Origin of the sequence: Emticicia sp. C21, assembly GCF_003418935.1 — a bacterium.
GTDB lineage: Bacteria > Bacteroidota > Bacteroidia > Cytophagales > Spirosomataceae > Emticicia.
In genome coordinates, this window is the sequence record NZ_QVMT01000010.1 from 152,885 (window position 1) to 174,999 (window position 22,115).

General features: G+C 36.7%; 17 protein-coding genes. 7 read left to right on the forward strand and 10 right to left on the reverse strand.

Annotated elements, in window-relative coordinates:
- The first annotated feature begins 102 nt into the window (after positions 1 to 102).
- The 4 genes from D0T08_RS20580 (at position 103) to D0T08_RS20595 (ending at position 4,868) form a co-directional block, all read left to right on the forward strand.
- The gene (locus tag D0T08_RS20580; RefSeq protein ID WP_116984562.1) at positions 103 to 1,716 is read left to right on the forward strand and encodes a Na+/H+ antiporter; all 1,614 of its coding nucleotides are present in this window, start codon (positions 103 to 105) and stop codon (positions 1,714 to 1,716) included.
- A gap of 36 nt (positions 1,717 to 1,752) precedes the next feature.
- Positions 1,753 to 3,735, forward strand: coding sequence for an SGNH/GDSL hydrolase family protein (locus D0T08_RS20585; protein WP_116984563.1), 1,983 nt, complete (start codon positions 1,753 to 1,755; stop codon positions 3,733 to 3,735).
- Positions 3,736 to 3,789: 54 nt separating this feature from the next.
- Complete coding sequence (locus tag D0T08_RS20590) at positions 3,790 to 4,008, forward strand: hypothetical protein (protein WP_116984564.1); 219 nt, start codon at positions 3,790 to 3,792, stop codon at positions 4,006 to 4,008.
- A 74-nt stretch (positions 4,009 to 4,082) separates the two neighbouring features.
- Positions 4,083 to 4,868 (forward strand): DUF3575 domain-containing protein, encoded by a 786-nt coding sequence (locus D0T08_RS20595; protein WP_158561322.1) that lies wholly within the window; start codon positions 4,083 to 4,085, stop codon positions 4,866 to 4,868.
- A gap of 47 nt (positions 4,869 to 4,915) precedes the next feature.
- Here the strand turns inward: D0T08_RS20595 and D0T08_RS20600 are convergent, their stop codons facing one another.
- The 3 genes from D0T08_RS20600 to D0T08_RS20610 all read right to left on the reverse strand — a co-directional run bounded on the left by D0T08_RS20600 (position 4,916) and on the right by D0T08_RS20610 (position 8,585).
- Positions 4,916 to 6,850, reverse strand: coding sequence for an STN domain-containing protein (locus D0T08_RS20600; RefSeq protein ID WP_116984566.1), 1,935 nt, complete (start codon positions 6,848 to 6,850; stop codon positions 4,916 to 4,918).
- Positions 6,851 to 6,941: 91 nt separating this feature from the next.
- On the reverse strand, positions 6,942 to 7,955 hold the full coding sequence (locus D0T08_RS20605) for a FecR family protein (RefSeq protein WP_116984567.1): 1,014 nt from the start codon (positions 7,953 to 7,955) through the stop codon (positions 6,942 to 6,944).
- Positions 7,956 to 7,982: 27 nt separating this feature from the next.
- Positions 7,983 to 8,585 (reverse strand): RNA polymerase sigma-70 factor, encoded by a 603-nt coding sequence (locus D0T08_RS20610; RefSeq protein ID WP_116984568.1) that lies wholly within the window; start codon positions 8,583 to 8,585, stop codon positions 7,983 to 7,985.
- Between the two features lie 904 nt (positions 8,586 to 9,489).
- Here D0T08_RS20610 and D0T08_RS20615 point away from each other — a divergent pair.
- On the forward strand, positions 9,490 to 10,206 hold the full coding sequence (locus D0T08_RS20615) for a head GIN domain-containing protein (protein ID WP_116984569.1): 717 nt from the start codon (positions 9,490 to 9,492) through the stop codon (positions 10,204 to 10,206).
- Here the strand turns inward: D0T08_RS20615 and D0T08_RS20620 are convergent.
- A complete protein-coding gene (locus D0T08_RS20620) occupies positions 10,203 to 10,841 on the reverse strand; it encodes a hypothetical protein (RefSeq protein WP_116984570.1) in 639 nt (212 codons plus the stop codon). The genes D0T08_RS20615 and D0T08_RS20620 overlap by 4 nt on opposite strands.
- Before the next feature lie 104 nt (positions 10,842 to 10,945).
- Here D0T08_RS20620 and D0T08_RS20625 point away from each other — a divergent pair, with 104 nt between their 5' ends.
- Both D0T08_RS20625 and D0T08_RS20630 read left to right on the forward strand, forming a co-directional pair.
- A complete protein-coding gene (locus D0T08_RS20625) occupies positions 10,946 to 13,291 on the forward strand; it encodes a TonB-dependent receptor (protein WP_116984571.1) in 2,346 nt (781 codons plus the stop codon).
- Positions 13,292 to 13,303: 12 nt separating this feature from the next.
- Positions 13,304 to 15,274, forward strand: coding sequence for a M1 family aminopeptidase (locus D0T08_RS20630; protein ID WP_116984572.1), 1,971 nt, complete (start codon positions 13,304 to 13,306; stop codon positions 15,272 to 15,274).
- Positions 15,275 to 15,283: 9 nt separating this feature from the next.
- Here the strand turns inward: D0T08_RS20630 and D0T08_RS20635 are convergent, their stop codons facing one another.
- The 6 genes from D0T08_RS20635 to D0T08_RS20660 all read right to left on the reverse strand — a co-directional run bounded on the left by D0T08_RS20635 (position 15,284) and on the right by D0T08_RS20660 (position 22,064).
- Positions 15,284 to 16,165: an AAA family ATPase gene (locus tag D0T08_RS20635; protein WP_116984573.1), complete on the reverse strand. Its 882-nt coding sequence runs from the start codon at positions 16,163 to 16,165 to the stop codon at positions 15,284 to 15,286.
- Positions 16,166 to 16,181: 16 nt separating this feature from the next.
- On the reverse strand, positions 16,182 to 17,171 hold the full coding sequence (locus D0T08_RS20640; protein ID WP_116984574.1) for an AAA family ATPase: 990 nt from the start codon (positions 17,169 to 17,171) through the stop codon (positions 16,182 to 16,184).
- A 7-nt stretch (positions 17,172 to 17,178) separates the two neighbouring features.
- Entirely contained in the window at positions 17,179 to 17,658 is a 480-nt protein-coding gene (locus D0T08_RS20645; RefSeq protein WP_116984575.1) for a hypothetical protein, read from the reverse strand.
- A gap of 36 nt (positions 17,659 to 17,694) precedes the next feature.
- Positions 17,695 to 18,726, reverse strand: coding sequence for a DNA polymerase beta superfamily protein (locus D0T08_RS20650; protein WP_116984576.1), 1,032 nt, complete (start codon positions 18,724 to 18,726; stop codon positions 17,695 to 17,697).
- Positions 18,723 to 19,742: a T4 RnlA family RNA ligase gene (locus D0T08_RS20655; protein ID WP_116984577.1), complete on the reverse strand. Its 1,020-nt coding sequence runs from the start codon at positions 19,740 to 19,742 to the stop codon at positions 18,723 to 18,725. Before D0T08_RS20655 ends, D0T08_RS20650 begins: the two co-directional genes overlap by 4 nt.
- Before the next feature lie 81 nt (positions 19,743 to 19,823).
- On the reverse strand, positions 19,824 to 22,064 hold the full coding sequence (locus D0T08_RS20660) for a hypothetical protein (protein ID WP_116984646.1): 2,241 nt from the start codon (positions 22,062 to 22,064) through the stop codon (positions 19,824 to 19,826).
- Between the last annotated feature and the right edge of the window lie 51 nt (positions 22,065 to 22,115).

The window sequence follows — 22,115 nt, forward strand, 5'->3', positions numbered from 1 at the left end:
TTACTATTAAAGTGGAATCGTGTTTAAAATTAAATTACCTACAAGTGTAGATAAAACTTTTCAAGAAAAAACTGTGTTCCCTTTACTAACACCTTTATTAAAATGCATTACAACTTATTACTTGTCATATCATTACTTTTTGTCATTTTCATGCTGGTTATGCTCGGCCAGAAGTTTAAAATCTCCTCTCCAATCTTTTTGGTAATGGCAGGGTTATTTATCAGCTTTATGCCTAAAATTCCGCAGATTGAAATTGACCCTGAGTTGATTTTTCTTATATTTTTACCACCACTGCTGTACGAAGCGGCCTGGTATACCTCATGGAATGATTTCTGGAAATGGAAGCGCCCTATAGGGCTGCTGGCTTTTGGGTTAGTGATATTTACATCAACTATAGTTGCCTATGCATCGCAAGCTATGATTCCTGGTTTCACCCTTGCCTTAGGCTTCTTATTAGGTGGGATTATTTCACCGCCTGATGCGGTTGCTGCGTCATCGGTTTTGAAAGGCATTAAAGTACCGAAAAGAGTTCTTACCATTTTAGAGGGCGAAAGCCTGATTAATGATGCGTCGAGTTTGATTGTCTTTCGATTTGCCTTAGCTGCACTTGTTACAGGCCAATTCTCTTTGCAGCAGGCTATTGGTACTTTTTTCTGGGTAGCTGGTATGGGTATTGTTGTAGGATTGATTATTGCGCATATTGCGTATGTGGTGCATCGCTTCCTGCCTACTACACCTAGTATAGATGCGGCACTTACTTTGCTCACGCCTTATTTTATGTATATCATTGCTGAGCAGTTTCATTTTTCCGGCGTAATGGCAGTAGTGAGTGGTGGGTTATTTTTGTCTTATCGTTCACATGAAATTTTAACACACGGCTCTACTCGCCTGCAAACGATTGGGGTTTGGGCAACGCTGGCGTTTGTACTAAATGGCCTGGTATTTATTCTGATTGGGCTTGAACTTCCTATGATTATTAAGGGTCTTGAAGGCTATTCTATTTTAGATGCGGTTAAATACGCTGTCGTTATAAGTATTCTGACCATAGTTGTCAGGATATTATGGATATACCCTGCTACTTTTATACCAAGATTCTTATTTAAAAGTATCAGAGAGAATGAGCCAAATCCTGGCTTGAAAAACCCGTTTATTATAGGGTGGGCTGGTATGCGTGGCGTTATTTCATTGGCCTCAGCACTCTCTATTCCTCTTTTACTGAATAGTGGTCAGCCGTTTCCTCATAGGAATCTGATATTGTTTATCACTTTTATTGTTATTCTGGTAACATTGGTCTTTCAGGGATTAACACTGCCGTTTATTGTGAAATGGTTAGGTATAAAAGAAATTGACCATGTTGCTCCGGAGGAAGAGCAAGAGGCAGGTATTAAATTAAGAATTAAAAAAGCAGCGCTTAATCAATTGAACGAGAAATATTCGAGTGAGATAAAGAGTAATGAATTGTTGAGTTTTCTGAAGCATGAAATAGAGAGTGATATTTCTTTGACGCACCAACGATTAAACTCTATGGAGTGCCAGGTCTGCCAGAAAAAAGAGATTGAGCAATATAATCAGGTGCTAAAGGAGCTTTATAGTACCCAGCGAAAAGAATTATATTCTATTCGCAAGGAATATGCCTTTAGCGATGAAGAAATTCGCAAGCAAGAAATGCAGTTAGACTTTGATGAGGCCAAAATAACCTGGAATGGTCATTCGTAAATTGATTTCTTATTTAAAGCTTATTCTAAATCCCTTATGGCAATCCGCTATCAAATCAATCGAATTTTAGCATTTGTTTTAATAAGTCAATTAAGTTTCCCGCTTTTAGGGCAAAGTGTTATTCCTCAAAAAACAGAAAACTGGCATGGATTTCAGAAAGTGAGTTTTCTGTTAGACGGCACACCGGCACATTATGTAAAGCCCAATAAGCCAATGCCGGGTAATCCATGGATATGGCGTGCCTATTTTCCGGATTGGCATGTAGAAATGGATAGCATTCTATTAGTGAGAGGTTTTCATGTGGCATATATCAATACTGACAATCGTTATGGAGATCCACAGGCCATGCTGAAATGGGATGATTTTTATAATTATCTTACCAAAAATCTGTCTTTTGCCCCGAAGGTAGCTTTAGAAGGTATAAGCCGTGGAGGATTATATGTATATACCTGGGCGAAACGTAATCCTGAGAAAGTAAGTTGTATTTATACTGAAACACCCGTTTATGATTTCAAAAGCTGGCCAGGGGGAAGAGGGAAGAGTAAACGACAAGAGAAAGAGTGGAATCAATTATTAGAAGTATATGGATTTACGGAAGAGCAAGCTTTAGCTTATGACGACAACCCGATTGATCATTTAGAGGGTTTAGCGGCCTATAAAGTTCCTACGCTACATATTATAGGATTAAAAGATAAATTGGCGCCACCGGATGAAAATACTTTTCTATTGGTTGACAGATACCAGAAATTAGGCGGGCCTGCTTATGTATATAGCATGAGTCAGGGCACTCAAACGTTAGAAGGACATCATTTCCCGATTGAACACCCAGAATGGTGGGCCGATTTTGTTACTCAGCATTCTACGCCTGTTACCCAACCATTGCCTAAGGCTGACTATGTTCAGTTACGGGCGGGACTTCCAAATTTTTTCCAAGCTATTCAACAAAAAAAAGAAGTAATTGTAGCTTATTTAGGAGGGTCTATCACTCATAATACAGGCTGGAGAGATAAAGTAAGTAAATATCTGACAGAGCGATTTCCTAAAAATACTTTCACATTTATTACCGCCGGAATACCATCATTGGGTAGTTTACCTCATGCTTTTCGTTTTGAACAAGATGTATTGAGTAAAGGCAAACCAGATTTACTATTTTTAGAAGCTGCTGTCAACGACCATACTAATGAAACTGATAGCCTGACACAGGTAAGGTCATTAGAAGGAATTGTTCGTCATGCCAGAAAAAATAATCCGGCAATGGATATTATTCTAATGGCCTTTGCTGATCCGGATAAAACAACAGACTATCAGAAAGGAATTATTCCATTGGAAATTAAAAATCATGAAGCGGTAGCCAGTCATTATCAGTTACCCTCTATTAATCTGGCTGAAGAAGTTGCTGACCGACTTGCAGCCAAAGAATTTAGCTGGGAATATGACTTTAAAGACCTACACCCCTCACCTTTCGGGCAGGAAATCTATTATCAAAGTATCAAATACTTATTAAATAGGTCTTTTAAAAACTTTACAAACAGTAATTCAGTTTCTTTGATTAATAGTGAATTACCGAAAGCTTTGGTGGCGAAGAATTTTGAAGGGGGTAAATACGTAAATATTAATGAGGCTAAAATAGAGAAAGGTTGGCAATTAGTCGAAAAGTGGCAACCGACTGATGGTGTGGGTACAAGAGAGGGTTTTGTCAACTGCCCAATTCTGGAAGCTACTTCACCTGATGCGACTTTATCCTTGTCATTTACAGGAAATGCGGTTGGTATTGGGTTAGTTTCCGGACCAGACGCCGGAGAAATATTATATAGTATTGATAATGGCCCTTATAAAAGTATGGATTTATATACGCAATGGAGTCATTTTTTGCATTTGCCCTGGTATAAATTATTTGCTGCTAATCTGACAGATAAAAAACATACGCTTCATTTGAAAGTTAGTGAGAACAAAAATGCCAAAAGCAAAGGTACTGCATGCAGGATAGTTTATTTTTTGGTTAATTCTACCGGAAAATAATATTTTTTACAACTAAATGCCTATTATTGCAGTTAATAGATTAAAAACCAAAGAATGAAAGATTTCAATCTCAAATCTTATCACATCAGAGCAATGAATGCTTCGTCAGAGGCTGAAAAAACTGCTATTAATCAGGAATTAAAAGACCTTTATGAATCATTGCCTGCAGAAGATAAAAAAGATTTTAACGAACAGTTGCAGAGTTTCTTAATCAAAGAAATGGCAACCATTAATTCTTTCTATCAATCAACCAAAGAAGAAAACCTCAACTGATCCACCTTTACATCCGAGCCTTTACTATCCTGGAATAGCTTAATACGTATTAACCATATTTAATTAAAATCCCAGTGAAAATCACTTCCATCACAGTCTTTTGTGTTTGCTTATCATTTTTTTGTTTCTCGCAAGAGTATAATAAACCAAGTGTAATAAAAGTCAATCTTTCATCATTAGCTTTAGGAGCTTATTCTTTACAATACGAAAAAGTATTGGGTAACCGAACAAGTTTTGCGCTAGGCGTTGTATATCGACCTGTAAAACAAGTTCCTTTTGCTAAAACAGTAGAAAGATTTGTAGATGCCGCTGACAGTAGAATTGACTATATAAGCCTTGCCAATGTAAAAAAATCTGAGGCAACTGTAGGTACTTTTGGAATAACTCCTGAGTTTCGCTATTATTTTGGCAAAAATAAATCAGCTCCAAACGGGGCTTATCTGGCTGTTTTCGGGAGATATAACAGTTATTTTGGGAAAGCCCCTGTATTTGTGGATGTGCTTTACAAGGATACATTTGCAAGAATTGAGTTACCTGTAGATACACAAATTAAAACCATCTCAGGTGGCTTGATGCTAGGCTATCAGTTCAAACTTGGTAACCGTTTTACTTTCGATTGGTTTATTATCGGTGGGCATTATGGAAAAGTAACTGTACATGGAGAATCTAACCAAAACTTTGAAGGATATGACGAACAATTTCTAAAAGATATAAAGGCCAGAATTATTGATACTTTTAAAATCAACGAGCAATATCTGTCGGTGGAAGTTGATAAACAGGGAGTAAGAGTAGATAATGCCCGTAATCTGACATTCTTCAATTTACGTGGGCTAGGATTTAATCTGGGATACAAATTCTAAAAAGAGCAAGAGCCTTGAATGTTTCAAGGCTCTTTTCTATATACTATTTATAGATTACAAATCCTGATTCCTGCTTGATAACCTACCCATGAAGATAGGTTAGCTCTCTCACCAAAATAACTTCCCTCTCTTTCGAAAAACTTAAATTTACTAAACTGCCCCAAATTGATTTCTGAGTCGTCTGTAGCATGGAAACTGATTGTAGGGGCCACAAATAGGGCTATGCGAGAAGAAAGATGTACTTCCAAGCCCAGACTACCCCGGATTAACTGATTTAATTCCCAATTATATACATCATTTTGTAGGTGTGAACTGATTACATCAAAATTAAGCCAGAAAGTTCTGTTTAATCTCCAGGCTGTGCCTAGGCCATAACCAAAGCTGAATAAAGGCTTATCGATTTCATTGAAACTATAACCCGCTGTAAAAATATTATAGAACCTTTTGACTCCAGTCTTAAAGGTAATATTAGCCAGGATTACTTCATCATTACTTAGTTCTAAACGACGATACCCTCCTCTTTTTACAAAACTAGCTAAACCTATTGGTATGGAATTAGACTCTTCTGCAAAGTTGAGTATGCCTACTTGTAGCCCATCATTAACCCTATTGGCAATATTTATAACGCCCATCTGAATACCTTTGAAAGTTTCCCCGGAATAATTTAAAAATCCGGATGCCTGAACACCATCAAAGTTTCCACCCACCAGGTTTGCAAAACCTGCCGCTTGCACACCGCTTGCATTCCCAAGTACAAGATTGGCAAATCCTGCACCTTGAACAGTGTTTTTGGTGCTGTGCAGCACGACATTAGCAAATCCAGCACCTTGTACACCACTAAAGTTTCTGAAAACCAAGTTGCCAAAACCAGCCCCCTGAACACCATAGGCACTCTGACCCACTATATTAACAAAGCCACTCGCTTGTATTCCTTTTACGCTCTCTCCTACTAAATTGGCAAACCCTGCTACTTGCCCTCCTGATACTTTGCCTCTGACTAAGTTCAAAAATCCACCTACCTCTAATTTTCTTACGCCTAAGGAATATCCGGCAATTACATTGACTGAATAATCATTAATTACATTTCCGCTTAAGTGATGATTAGTACCTATAAATGGCAAGAGAGATATTTGTGCAGGTCGATAAATCGTGTCTTTGACATTATCTAAGTGAATATTCTGCTTGGTAGTAATTAGCCAGTCTGTTATCTGCCTATGGGTTTCAAGCAGCATATCTTTTGTTTCATTCAGATAGTCTCTGTAATCGAATTTACTGGCTACAGGGGATACTGAGTCCTTTATGGATAATATTATCGGTGGTGTCTGGATTGGAACAATGGTGTCTATTTTTTTCAGAGGCAAGGTGTCAGCTTTAAAAGCTACTATAGGCTTTAGCTCTTTCGTTGGTACCTGAATTGGCTTGAAAGGTAATAGAGAAATATTAAGTGTCGTATTAACTCTGCCTTTCACGGCCAGCTCTTCCTGATGATAATTTTGCTTACGTACCTGAATATTCACATTAGACAGTGTAGTTGGGATTTTCAAGCGATAATAACCGTATTGGTTCGTGACGGCAGAAGCAAGAGTTACAGGTTCGTACACACTGGCTTTTTCAATTTTCAAGCCCGTCTCTCCGTCTGAAACGTAGCCCATCACGAAAAAATCTTTCTTCGGTTCTTCTTCGTTCTTTTTCAGAATAATATAGTTGCCTTTATTCTTAAAAGTAGCAGTATTACCAAAAATCACGTTCAGTACTTCTCTTACAGGTTGGTTCTGAATCGAAACTGAAACCCTCTTATTGATATCAATTTCATTAGGGTTATACGAAAAACTGAAATTACCTATAGTAGATACGATTTTTAAGGCATTATCCAGTTTTTCATTATTGATTTTTACACTAATAATCCGTTCGAGTGGAGGGATATTCTGGGCGAATGATTGGGAAAGATGTAACAAGAAAATAAATGTTAATAGCTTTTTCATATAATGAACTTTTTTGAAGCTATGACACCCCATCAATCTTTTTCCCCTAAGTAAGTTTTATTTTTTCTTGAAGTTTTAACAACAGCTTGGATTATTCAGCACAACCTTCACCATCTATGACATATTTCTCCCCTTTTGAACTTACGGTTAGATTCAATGTTTCAGCTATGATATTCAGGGCATTGGGAAGTGTTTCATTATCAAATTTAGTAGTCAGGCGACAAGATTTAATTCGGTTGTTATTTAATGATATATTTACCTGATAGCCTTCGGCTAATACTTTGGCGATGTGTTCCAGGCTCGAATTTTCAAAAATGAAGATTTTGGTTTTGTAAGCAAAGGTATTTTTATCGAGTACCGCTTGTTTTTTAATCGTATCTTTTTCAGCTTCAAAGGTTGCCTTTTCTCCGGCTATTAATAAGGCAGCTTTCTTTTTATTATTAAACTGTACTTTACCAGTCTCCACACTTACTTCTACGTTTTTATTATATGCTCGTACATTAAAAGAAGTACCCAAAACTTTCACATCAGAGCCATTGGCATGAATGATAAAGGGTTTTGTTTCGTTTCGTTTAATACTAAAGAATGCTTCGCCAGATAAATTGACCTCACGCATATCTCCGTTAAAATCTTCTGGATAAGTAAGGGTAGTATTAGCATTCAGAAATACAATTGAGCCATCAGGAAGAGTTTGTTCTAAAGTATTATGTGTAGTTTTTAATGAAATGATTTCAGGCGATGAATTTTTCAATAGATAGAATACTATACAGACCGTCAATAAAATAGTAATGCTTGCAGCAATGCCTATGGTAAAGAATCTACTTTGCTTTGGCGTAGGCTTTAAAGATACAATTTTAGCTTCTATGGGAGAATCCATCTTCGATTTGACTTTCAACCAGGCGGCGTCAACATCTACTATTTGTTTTTTTTCTTCCTTGAATCCACCTGTTTTATTCCAGATAAAAGCATAATCTTTTAGTTCCTTCTGGTTTTCTTCATTCTCTTGAAGCCACTTTTCAATCAAAGCATTCTCATGTGCCTCAGTTTCCTGTGCAAGATATTTGCCTAAAAGGTCTTCGCTGTTATCAGAATGATTCGTATTCAAGCTTATTGTTTGTATCTATCCGAATTTTCAAATATACAAGTAATCAATTTTAAGCTGAATAAGGCCATCAACCAATAAAATAATTAATGGCAGATACTCTGCTAATTCAACCCTTAAAATTTTTAAAGCCTTGCCTATCTGATTTTCGACAGTTTTGGGGGAAATGCCCAATTGCTCAGCAATCTCATGGTATTTCAATTCTTCAAAACGGCTCAATCTGAAAATCAAACGGCATTGTTCAGGTAGTTTATCAATCGCTTCTTCTATCTTCTGCTCCAGTTCGTTCTTCATAACTGATTGACTAACCGACTCGTAGGAACTCTCATAATAGCTATTGGCATATTGCTGATATTCTTCTCTGATTTTCAAGTGCTTAATCCGGTTCAGACAATGATTATGCACGGCTCTGTACAAATACGATTTCAACGAGATGCTAATTTCTAATTCAGTTCTCTTCTCCCAGATTCCCGAAAATAGATTTTGTACAACTTCCTCAGATTCATCTATCTCTTTGAGCATCGAATTGGCATAATTGCATAAGCTCTGATAGTATTTCCGAAAAATCACTTCGAAAACACGCTCATTTCCTTGCCTGATTGCACCAACTATTTCTTGCTCCGATAATTGCACCGAATAAAATTTGAAAGTTTATGCAAACATAGCTTTTTCTGGTCAAAGTTTTATGGGTGTATATGATAAACGGTTTTTTTTACGTGACAACTCAGTTGACCTTTACCCCCACTTACTTTCAGTAAAAATTTTCTGGTAAAAGGTTCCTCCCATTATGGTAACCTTTTTTGGTTCCGTTTTTGTGGCTGGTATCTGGAAACTATCACTCTCTTCAGTCAAAAGGTTCTCCCCATATTGGTAACCTTTTTTGGTTCCGTTTTCGTGGCTGGTACCCGGAAACTATCATTCTCTTTGTTCAAAAAGGTTCCCCCCATATTGGTAACCTTTTTCGGTTTCGATTAAGTGTTGGATAAGCGGAAATCATCGCTGCCATCAGTCAAAAAGATTGCCACTGTATTGGTCACCTTTTCCGATTCGGTTTTAATAGATGGTACTTTGATACACTCTGAAACTACCTGATTATAAGATTTTATATCCTTGTCAATAATTGTTATGCAGACGGCCAGTTGTGGATATCCAGTTGTGAATCTTTCTCTCCGACTGGACGTCTCAACTAGACCTCCCCTAAATTTCACACTTAAGTTTGCATTTTTTAAGTATTTGAGAAGGTTCTTTGAATAATCAGACAGTCAGGTTATTCTTCACGCGAGCACGCCTAGTCGGCCTCCAGGTTGAAGACGCCTGCTAAGTGCCTTACCAGACTTTGCTGGAGTAATACTTGGAAATGGAAGATTGTATGATATAGATTTTCATTACTATTTAAAAATTGGGGTGCTCTGAACCAGCCGAATCATTTGATGCAGGTCCATCGTAGTCGAAACAATTTCTTTTAAAAAAAATATTTTCTCAATAGGGGTATCCTTTTTTTCGTTTGTCATATACACAAATACATAAAAAAACTATTATGAAAAAACTAAGATTAAGCAGTATGGTAGCCATTACGCTGATAGCTTTCAGTATCAGCTCGTGTGAATTGGTGCAACAAGGCGTAGAACCCCGTAATCCGGAAGATAAAACTTATGATCTGAAAAATTTTGATAAGTTAGAAATGGGCAATGCTTTTCATATCAATGTAAAACAAGGCACCGATTTCAAAATAAAAGCCAATGGAGATAGTCGTGACATTGATGACCTGATTGTAAAAGTAACCAGTGGAGAATTAAAAATCTACTATTCAAAATGGCGTGTAAGGCGCTATCGAATGGAAATAGAGATTGAAATGCCAACGGTAAAAGAAATTGATTTTTCTGGAGCTTCTACTTCTTACGTTCAAGGCTTTACTAATCTAGATGAATTAGAGATTGATCTATCTGGCTCCTCTAAGGCAACTTTATCAGCTGATGCGAGATTTTATGAAATCGACTTATCAGGTGCCTCTGAATTAGATCTGGAGGGAAATGGCAAAGAAATGTCAGTCGATTTATCAGGCGCTTCAAAATTAAATGCTTTTGATACCATTGTAGACAAAGCTACCTTAGATGTTTCAGGAGCTAGTTCAGGGCGTGTCAATGTAAAAGAGACATTAAGCGTAAAAGCAAGCGGAGCCAGTAAAGTAAGATACCGTGGGAATCCGCACGTGAGTTCCAATCTATCAGGTAGCAGTAATGTAGAAAAGGATTAATTGGGGCTATAAAAATGGAGAAAGCTCACTAATCGTTCGTAGTTCAGCAATTCTTCGTCTGAACCATTCTTCAACAAAAAGTGTCGGTAGATATTCGTAATTGTCGTAAAACTATGGTTGTCCGTAAGTTTTGCGGCAATTACGCCTTTAAAGCATCTGTGAATCTGATTATATAAATACCTGCAAGGCTTGGTAGGCATATCGTTAAGCAAATCATCAATCTTTTCTAAGCCAGCAGCCTCTTCTAAAAATCTGAAACCTCGGTGGTTGAAAAAACTCTTAATCTCCTCTAAAATCTTATAGAGTTCGTCTTCGTCAGTCACTTTAAACCGGAAGTACTTAAGGTTCTGAAATTTGCCAAAACTAATGACTAACGTATTGGCAGAAGAACGGTTACCACGAGTATTATTCAGAAACTGCTGAGCTAATTGTTCAATAAATTCATACCGTATTCCAAAATTTACTTCTATCCAGAATTCTTTTTGTGTTTCTGAGATAGAAAATATTACATTCTGAAATCCGTTTTGTGTAGCTTTGCGAAATTGCTTATTATCTAGATGCAGGTTGAAGTCATGCCCTTGGAAAAACTCTTCCAATTGCTGATAAAATTTCACTTCAAACTTACTCAGAATCATAGTGGTAATTTTAATTTCTACTATTAAACTTTTGCTGTACAAAAATGTTTAATATTTAGGAATAAAGTTCAGGTCTTTCAAGAAAAATTCAAGTCTCAAAGCAGATGTTAAAAAAATTTACCTTATCACTAATATCCCTTTTTTTCTACGTAAATCTTGCTGCACAAACTACACAGACGATTCGCGGAAGAATCATTGATACAAATAACGAAAAACCTCTTGCAGGAGCAAATGTTGTCTTAAAAAATACGATACAAGGCGCACAAACCGATGATAACGGTTATTTCCGGTTGGAAAAAGTTCAGGTTGGGCGTCATCAGCTTGAAATTAGCTCGGTGGGATTTGAAACCCAGACTATCTCAGAAATATTGGTAGAGTCAGGCAAGGAAGTAGTTCTGGAAATACGTTTACAGGAAGCTACCAAACAATTGGGCGAGGCTATTGTAAAAGCACCATCAAACAATTTAACGGGTTCATTAACGAGTATCCATTCTATTACAACTGAGCAGATATTTCGATATCCCGGCACTTATCTTGATCCTGCCCGTCTGGCATCAGCTTATGCAGGGGTAGCTAATTCGAACGATCAGGCTAACGGTATGGTTATTCGTGGTAATTCACCTAATAGCATGCAGTGGCGCCTCGAGGGCGTTGAAATTGTGAATCCAAACCATTTAAGTAATGCTGGTACTTTCAGTGACCGGATTACTCAGAATGCCGGAGGAGTTAATATATTATCAGCACAGCTATTAGGAAACATGAATTTCCTGACAGGGGCTTTCCCGGCCGAATATGGTAATGCCCTCTCAGGTGTAATGGATATGCGTTTAAGAAAAGGGAATAATCAAAGACATGAATTTACGGCACAGGCTGGTTTGATAGGTCTTGATCTGGCGGCAGAGGGACCTCTTAGTAATACCAAAAGGAATGGTAGTTATCTGGTAAACTATCGTTATTCATTTACAGGTTTATTAGGTTTAATGGGTGTAACTTTTGGTGGGGAAGACATTACTTTTCAGGATTTATCGTTCAATGTTTCCTTACCAACAAAAAAGGCCGGTACTTTTACAGTATTTGGGATGGCCGGGCTAAGTAGTAACTACTTTGCCGGGAAACGGGATACTACTCAATGGGAAGTACAAAAAGATGGATTTGATATTAATTATACCAATAAAATGGGAGCTCTAGGGGCTACTCATAGCGTAAATATTGGTGATAAACTTTTATGGAGAAGTACTTTGGTAGGTTCGGGTTTAGAGAGTGTACGCAAAGGATACGTTTTAAGCAAGAGTACTTTCCAAAGATACTTGACTCAAACTGATAGTGTGTCTAAAGGAAGAATTTCGTTGACGAGCTCACTTAGTTATAAAATCAATGCTAAAAATTTATTAAAAATCGGAGCATTTATCACGCATCAGTCTGATGCTATCTATTCAGTTACTAATGATAAATCAGCTAAAGGCGAGGGCAAAGGATTAGTTCTTCAACCTTATATTAACTGGCAGTTTACGCCTGTCCCAAAACTTACAGCTAATGTAGGCTTGCATTATCTGAATTACACAGTAAGCAAATCACAATCTGTTGAACCACGTATGTCTTTAGGTTATCAGCTTACCAATAATCAATCCTTAAGCTTTGCTTATGGTTTGCATAGCCAGTTGCAATTACCACAAGTTTATTTTGCTTATAGTAATTTGCTACAAAATACGCCTAATGTTTTGCTTGATTTTACCAAAGCACATCATTATGTGCTAAGCCATCAGTATTATTTCAAACGGGGTTCGTATCTGAAAACAGAGTTATATTATCAGAAGATATTTAATGTGCCTGTTATTACAGCGTCGCCTTTGGTAACACAGCGGGTTGACCCAGGGTTTTCAACATTGAATTTAGTGGAGGATTTCATTGATGAACCATTGCAAAACAAAGGCACAGGCCAGAATTATGGCATTGAAATCACCTATCAGCAATATCTCACTAATGGATTTTATGCTTTGATAAATGGTACCTACTATAACTCGACTTATGTAGGAGGTGATGGGGTAAAAAGAAATACGCGTTATAACGGAAAGCATATTCTAAACCTGACTACAGGTAAGGAATGGGAATATAGTAAGAATCGTATAATTGGTACAAGCATAAGAATTATCTGGTTAGGCGGTTTTTATGAAACTCCTATTGATGAAAAGGCTTCACAATTGGCCGGCCAGGCAGTTTATAAAGTTACTGAGGCATTTTCGGTTAAACAACCTGATTATTTCCGTCCGGATATTCGTATCTATCTGAAAAAATCAAAACAGCGATATTCGCGTACTTTAGCATTAGATATACAGAATATAGCCAGTTATAAAAACACTGCCTTTAGTTATTATGATATTTTGCAGAAAAAAGTCGTTAAACAATATCAGTTAGGACTAGTTCCTATATTAAGCTATCGTTGGGAATTCTGATAACAAAAACACATGAGAAATCTACTTCTATATTTAGTACTTTTATTTTTACCACTAATAGGCCTGGCACAAGAGCACGGCGGAATTAGTTGTGCATTGACTAAACAAAGTGCATTTGCCAGAAAAGCCCGTTATACGCAAATAGCATATCCGGGTGATGATAAAATTGATATAGGGTATTATAAATTGAACCTGAATATTTCTTATGCTCAACAATACTTGTTGGGAGAAGCTACGATTAGCTATAAAGCAAAATCTACTATTTCTAGTTGCTTCTTAGACTTACGGAATACGCTTAAAGTAGATTCAATTAAGTTAGGAGCCAAGACACTTACTTTTACCAGAACAACAGACAAAGTAAACATTACGCTTGATAAATCTTATACTGAAAATCAGGCTGTTACACTTGTTATTTATTATCAGGGTAGTCCCGTTGCTTCGGCATTTGGTAGTTTCACCTTTAGTACGCATGGAGCTGGTACCCCCTCTCCAGTCGTTTGGACTTTGAGCGAGCCTTATGGAGCACCTGATTGGTTTCCATGTAAAGATACTCCTGCCGATAAGGCAGATTCTTCTGATGTGTGGGTGACTATGCCTAAACAATTTGTTTCTGTATCGAATGGAGTGTTAACGAAAACATTAGATAATAGCAATGGCACTCGTACGTATCAATGGAAGAACCGTTATCCGATTGCGCACTATCTGATTTCTATTGCTTGTAGCAACTATACTGAGTACAAAAACTATTTCAAATACTCTGCTACCGATTCAATGGTGGTAACACACTATATCTATCCTGAGAATTTCTCAGCTAATGTAAAGAATCAGTTAGACCAGACCCCATTTATGCTTAAACTTTTCTCTGATAAATATGGACTATACCCGTTTATTAAAGAAAAATATGGGCATGCACAATGTGGTTTTGGTGGTGGTATGGAACATCAGACCTGCAGTTCGATGGGAAGTTTTGGGAGCAGCCTTGTGGCACATGAACTGGCACACCAATGGTTTGGTGATAAAATTACCTGCAAAAGCTGGGAACATATCTGGCTTAATGAGGGATTTGCCACTTTCAGCGAAGCTATTTATGATGAAGCGCTGGGAGGCAAAAATGCCTATCAGGCTAATATAAATAGTAACATGGTCTATGCGAAAAGAGCTGCGGGGAGTTTATTCGTAAAAAACATAAGCAATGAAAACGAAATCTTTAACTTCAATCGGACTTACGCTAAAGGTGGTGTTGTGGTGCATATGTTGAGAGGGATTGTTGGAGACGAAAAATTCTTTAAAATTTTACAAAATTATCTGACATCTCCTTTGGCCTATAATTCTGCTACAACAGAAGATTTTCAGAAAGTGGCAGAACAAACAACAGGTCTGAATCTAGATTATTTCTTCAAAGAGTGGATATACGGAGAAAGTTATCCAAAGTATAATTATGGTTGGACAACCGCAAAAGTTGCTGATGGTTCAACAATAGTTAGTTTAAAAGTTACCCAAACTAAAAATACTTCGCCGGAATATTTTTCAATGCCTGTTGACATAAAAATCATTACAGCGCAAGGCGAAACCACTACTACCGTTTTTATAGATAAGGCGACTCAGGATATTGAAATCCCTAACATTAAAGGCGATGTCACGCAGGTTTTATTTGACCCGGATAATAAGATTCTGAAAGATGCCAAGGAGGTAACATTAAGTCCAACCGGAAAAGAGCCTATCAGCGAATTGGTTGATTGGAAAATCTCGCCTAATCCAACTACAAGCGAAGTTTTGATTGATTTTACTTTGAAGCAAAATACAATTACACAAATTGCAGTTTATGATGTATTAGGAAGAAAGGTAAAAGAGTTACCGGAAGAAAAATTAAGCGCGGACCGCTATACCAGAAATATAAGATTAAATGATTTATCGGCAGGCAATTATATTGTGCGTATTAGTTTTGGTAATTATTTCTTAGCCAAAGCTTTAGTAGTGAGGTAAGCCTCACTATTAAAAATCGCCATAATTTACTTGTAGACAAGGTAAACCTAAATCTAAGCGCCACAAATCAACTACCTGGTTACGGTCGTCTAATACAAACCTTACATAATATTTCCCTTTCACGTATTTTTCATAGAGTTCTTTTTTTACTATTGAATCTTTACGTGAATCTCCAGTAGCACGCATATACAGTGCATCGTAAGTAATATTGTTGCATTCTAGCCAATTAATGGTTTGTTTTCGGGCTTTCTCTTCACGACCAGACATAAAGATTACTTTTGTACCTAGTTTATGATAAGTCTGCACAATATCCGCAATTGGTTTATTCAATAAATCGGTTTCGCAACGCTCCGCATCATACGGGCTTCTTGCATGTAAAATAGCCAGAGTACCGTCTAAGTCACATAGAATAGCTGGTGCAAGACTCTCGTCTTGCTTCTGATAATGCGGCCCTCGTTCATTTTTTAAAACATGTTGTCTATACATTTTCATAATCACCTCCCTTCCTACTTTGTTCTCTCTTACTTCATCTCTAGCCAATGATTCTTCTAACGAAGTCATCATATCTTTAACTTCTATCCTCACCTCCTCGCCTGTATCTTTTCTATATTGCTCAACTACCTGAGCAATACGTTCAACAGGTCGGTCTGATAAGTTGGTATCATCAATTACTACATGGTGCCCTGCTTTCAAGGCTTCTACCAACATCATATCACGCACTCTTTCTACAAATTTCTCATTATGTGTAGTATGATGAGAATTATCCAGCATCGCACGTAACTCGTCTTTATTCAGACGCTTCCACATACGTCTTTTATCTTCTATCAGGTTTCTGGCAAAAGTAGATTTCCCGCTTGCAGGTAATCCACGTAATATTAACACGGTTTTCATTTGTTTTGTTATCTTTTTAAATTGGCAAAACTGGCACTAATAGTTTGTTTATTTCATCAATCATCTTACTCATTCTATCATTCCAGTTCCCATCAATACATATATATTTAATCTGTCGTTTGTCTAGTTCTGCTTTAAAAATCTGATACATTTCTACTCTTCTATCGCCTAAATCCCGCAAAGGGTCATCTACCCATTCTACATCAATATCTAATAGAAAATACAAATCGTAATCGAGTTCCTGTTCTAATATTGGGAGTGCCTCCGGTACAAAGCCTAAATAGTGTCGGGCATAAATTTGAGTGGTTATCAGGTCAGTATCACAAAACAAAAGCTTATTAGCCAATGCTGTTTTTTCCTTTACCAATTCCGTTTGTCTTTCCCCTATTTTCGTAATAATCACTTCATCAATATCATTTGAAGTCAAAATTTCACGAGCAGCTTCCGGTACAAAAATAGTATAATAATGTTTTGCTAATTTCTGACTTAGAACTGTTTTCCCTACACTTTCAGGCCCAAAAAGACATACCTTTTTAACAAAATATGGCCGAACCACACTTGGAATAAAATCCCAATAGGCAAATGGATTCGCCCTAATTTTACTCGCTGAAACTGGAATTTGCGTACGAGCTTTATCAAACAATATACAGGGTAATCCTAAATGAAAAGACAATGGCTCTCCGTAATCTTCTGAACAGAAAAAGGCTTCAATATTAGGAAATTCTCTGCGGATAAAATCAGCCCAGAGTTTGGTTGCTTCAAAAAGTGGTAGACTTTCATCATGAAAATCATCAATCTTTTCAACTAGAATAATATTCGGTTGTCCTTCGAAAATCTTTTGCAACCATCCTAATCGTAAAGCATGGTCAATCGGATCATTAGGCATAAAGCTCATAGAAACAATAACCTGCTCGCATTGAGATTTTGCAAATTCAATCAGTGCCAGATGTCCTGCATGAACAGGCATATATTTCCCGAATACCAAGCCTTTCTTTAGTTTAGCCATGTTGTTTTCAACCTAAATTTTCAATACTCCATTCGATTCCTTTTAGTAAGCCATTCTTAGAAATATCCCAACTCTGATTATCACTTTGTTTCCAATCGCTATCAATAAATTCGGGTTGCTGGATTTTATAACTCATGCCCCAGCCATAATGCTTATGACTATAAACTATTGATACTCTATATAAAGTAGACTTACTTTTGATAAATTTCTCTAATTTAATAGCGCTTACATATTCGTCAGATAAATCAAATACCAAATATGTTTTATCAAGATTCAAATTAACTAAGTTTATTAAATGCTCCAAATACGCCTTAAAACATTCTTTTTTCCATTCAATCTCATCTTCAATAGTTGATTCGAATTCTAAAAAATCAGGAATAAAATAGAAGTCTGCAATCCAAGGTGCATTTGTGCCTATACCAACATCTATTTTTAGGAATGTATCCTGATGTGAATTACCAAAGGAGTCGAATATAAATCTTACCATTACTATAATCAGATTAATGTTCTTTCTTACAACTTTTCACATTACTTCCCGTCTTACTTTGAGTAACAATTCATTCACAAAGTCATTATCCACTTCCTTAGGCAAGTCGCTTTTTTCAAATAATTCATTCAGTTCCAAAATCTCTTCTTCTGCTTTTTGCATAAAAGCCGCTAAATCGATTTCTCCTCTTCTGATTTTAAGTAATTCCTGAGCATTTGGTCGTCTGACATTAATGGTTTTCTGAGTAGCAATTTCAATAGCCATATCCAGTAATCGTCGACAATGCAAAAGGTTTTTGCCATCAATTTGTTGCTGATGATTAGTTATATCTACATAGCGTTGCACATTTCTATTTTTCAGCCATGTTTCATACTCTACATAATCTTTACAGTGGGATGAATATCCCTCCTGATTAAAACACATGATGCTAACCGGTTTTTCTCCTTTCGGTACAGAACTAAGCTTAACATCATTACCTTTTTCCGAAACAATTCCCTTATAACCCAATTCGTCTGTACCGTCATAATATAACGCATAACAATTTTTGAAGTGGTTCAAGGCTACCAAGCCACATTTATCTGCCGACCAATTATTTCTTTCCAGGAAATACAAAAGAGGCATTGTTTTACCTTCTTCATAGACATAACAAAAGTCAAATGGTGTTTTTCTGGTAATTTTATCATGCTCCCAGTTCATTTTCTTTTCCAGCCCCTTGGCTTTACTGATTTGCGCAATGGCGTATCCCCCGAAAGACTGCAGACATTTTCTGGTTAAAAAATGAGCCCGATTTTCGATAATAATATCAAAGGCAGGGTGTTTTTCGATAATGCACTCCGGTGGCATATACAATAACTCCAGCATAGTTGGATTTGCCGATTGAAGCAATTGCAAAAACCGTCGGACTTCAAAATAACATTCGTCTTTTGATACCTCAATCTGCTCTTTATAGGTAAACCCTATAAGATCTTCTACTGATTGGGAGTAAACTCCTTTATAATCTATATCCGAATTAGTCGTGTTTGTTCCGTATGCCTGGCTACCTACAATAGCCTTTAATAATATTTTCATGTTTCAATATGTGTTGCGAATGGTTTTTCAAATTTTGGTCTCAGCATTTTCCAGATAATCTGGTCATAAGGTTTATCTTCCATCATTTTAAACAAAACAGCCGGATAGCTACAAGTCTGGTAATAGAGGGCATTTTCTTTTCTTGTATCCAACACTTTAAATTCAGTTTTAGCTCTCGCTTCAATGGCTTTAAAATTATCTGCTAAATGCTTTTCAGTCATTTTTACCCAATCATAAAACTCGTCTGGCACTCTATCAAGAATATCTGTCAAATCGTTTCCTTCTTTCAGATGTTCCCAGATATTCAGACTAGATACACGGGTAATAATCTGATGCACACGTTGATATTCATCAAATTTTACTTTCAATCTCAACCCGCTCACGAATTTTATGACATATCCTTCTCTGTTGGCTTCTTCCAGTTTCTTTAACTGATATAAATCGTTGATACCATCATAAAGTTTCACGACTTCAAAACCGATTTGCTCTAAAGGACACTCCTCCCCTGTTTTGGTATCAATTACGCCTAATAAAACTAAAGCTCTGGTATTTCCATAATCAACTACAATCCTGTTTTCAGGATAGATAATTTCGAAGAGATATGTTTTATTTTTATTAAGCAAAGGTATTGAAGTAGCATATGTTGTATGCAACATTTCGGTAGCTACTTTAGCTTGGTCGCTATTGAAAGAGCCTCTGGTAGCAATATACGGAATTTCATTAATCCAATACAAGATTCCCAGAGAACCATCCATTTTTTCATAGACTTCAAATGGTTCTTGTGGAATTACCTGATTTTCTACTTCTCCCCAGTTAAAAAACTTTTTAAATGGACGAGCCATTACTTCATAATCAGCATTCATGATTAAGCCACGACATGCCAGCGTCCATTCGTCCCAGACTCTATCGTATTGTGCTTTGGCCGAGTAATTATAAATGTACAAATCAGCATGGTTGTGCTTTTGTACATTGATATAATCGTTGGCAATTAATTCATGAAGTGCTTGAATGTTCATTTTATTTTTGTTTTACACTACAAAATAAAAATATCACTACGCAGTATATTTGCGTAGTGATAATAAAGTTTCAAACTTTTTTTAGTCAACCAATAACTGGGTAACTTTCGCAGAGTCAATGGCCCATTTTTTATCATACACCTCATCTGCATCAGGTGTATCAACCCGTTCCAGCTTTTGCGCTTCGGCTTTTAATAATAACAGGTCTCCAATATTCAGTTTGCTGCTTAATTTATTTATCAAAGCCTGAACTCCTTTGTAGTCCAATCCTTGCACGACCTCACCACTGAATGTCATTTCCAGCCACATAATCTCACGATTTTCAACATCCAAAACTCCAAATACCAATCCTTTAGCCAGATTTTGTGTTACTCTCACCTGGTGCTGTACGCAGGAAGGATCATAGGCAACTCCTGTCGTTTCTGATATATGCATCGGATATTTACTATCCATCCAACCTACTACTAAGTTAGGACTAATATTTCCATAGGTATAAGCATTACATGTAAAACTTACATATTTTGCTTTTGCCTTTGATAGGGCATCCAAGTCTATTTCAATATACTCGGCTGCACCTATCTGATCCGGAATAGATTGTATATCTCCGCTATGCATACATCCGGTAGCCACTAAGTTGCTATATGAACAATACTCTGTTTTTGAAGCATAAGCAATATTACAGCTTAAATCCATATCCAGGTGTTGTGCAGGCATATCTTTTCCCCACTGCATGAATAGTCTTATACTATTCCCTTCAACCGGAAATCTGGTTCCCATTAATGCCACAGGTAAATCCTGAATGGTCTGACTTCTATCTCCTATAGCAACTGGCATATTAAAAAGCTGTTCGTCAATAAATATTGTTTTATTATTATTTAGAACAGCTGTAAATCTCTTTTTCACAGCTAACAAACAAAGTTCTTCAATATTGTTTTGCATGCTCTCCAATTGTGTCTTACTGTATATTTTCAATAAAGGGTTTGGAGCTATTCTTTTATTGATTCCGCCCAATGGTCTTACACTTCTTTGAATATTTGTTTCAAAATAATTTTTTGCATACATATTCAATGTAAATACCAGGCGAGCCGGTACTTTATCTATAACCTGCGAAAATTCTGCTACTGCCTGCTCAGGTCCAAACCAAAGCATGTTGGCAAATAATGAACGGGCAAATAAACCAGGTCTTTGCTTCAACAGTCCAAAGGTCTTTTCGGTATCACATTTTAATCTATAATTGTTAACATTTCCTTGCCAAACATTATACAATTGATTATAAAAAACATCCAGCAGTTCTGCCAATTTCTCAAATCCTTTTTTCTTGCTATACTCTGGCAAACGAAGTGCTCTGATAAATCTCACCCACATACCTCTTTTAGGGTGCATCATCTCGCATATCTTTTCAATATCGAGTTCTAAATTATTAAGCCAGGTCGCAACCATCAGACATTCTGCTCTTGTATACTTCAGTTTGATTTGAAGTTTCGCTTCTAAAATTGTCGTACCTCCTCCATTCAGGAAAATAAATTTGTTGCTCGGCGGAACTACCTTTTTAACAAAGTTCTTAGGCTCAATAATTTGTAAGAAGCCTGTTTTCTTGTACCATAAATATCTAAGAATATCAGTAGGCGATGATAAATACAATTGTGCTTTATCAGACTGATTTTGTTCAATTAAAGTATCTATTACAACTACCAGTGTTTCCTTCATACTGATGGTTGTTTTTGGCAAAGGAAGATATTTTAATAGCATTTTTAAACTATCAATCTGAGTAGCATCAAGAGCAGTTTTAGCCTGTAAAAGCGATAAAAAATATTGAGTAAGGTCCTCATCAGTCCATAATTCCAATACTTTCAATTTGGAAGTTTGTCCATAGCGCTCAATATTACCAAATACAAAGGGTTTCCCACAGAAAGGGCAACCATTGTATCTCTCCAAAGGGAAAGTATTTTCAGGTATAATATGTCCACATTGTAAAGTCTTTACTGGGTCGTTTCTAAGAACCTTAATATTGGCAAGCCAGGTAACCAAATGGTCAAATCTGGTTTCACCTGTTGGTATTGACCAGTTTCTAACTAATGGAGTCCAGTTATTAGTACTTCCCAATACACTATCCAAAGTTTTGAGAATCTCAATTTTGTATCGATAACTGGCATTATTAAGGGCTTTTAACAAAGGTTCAGAAAAACTAAACCCGTTTTTAGCAACATTTTCTACAAATGTAAATGTTGCACCTGTTAATAACTCGTTTTCTTTAACAATTGCCTCGTTAGGTACATAAATAGCATTTTGTCTTAAGCTGATTTTTAGTAAATCCTGTTTCATTTTTTTAAAAGATAATTGTGTTTCTGAAGTCTGGAAAAGGATTGAAGTAAG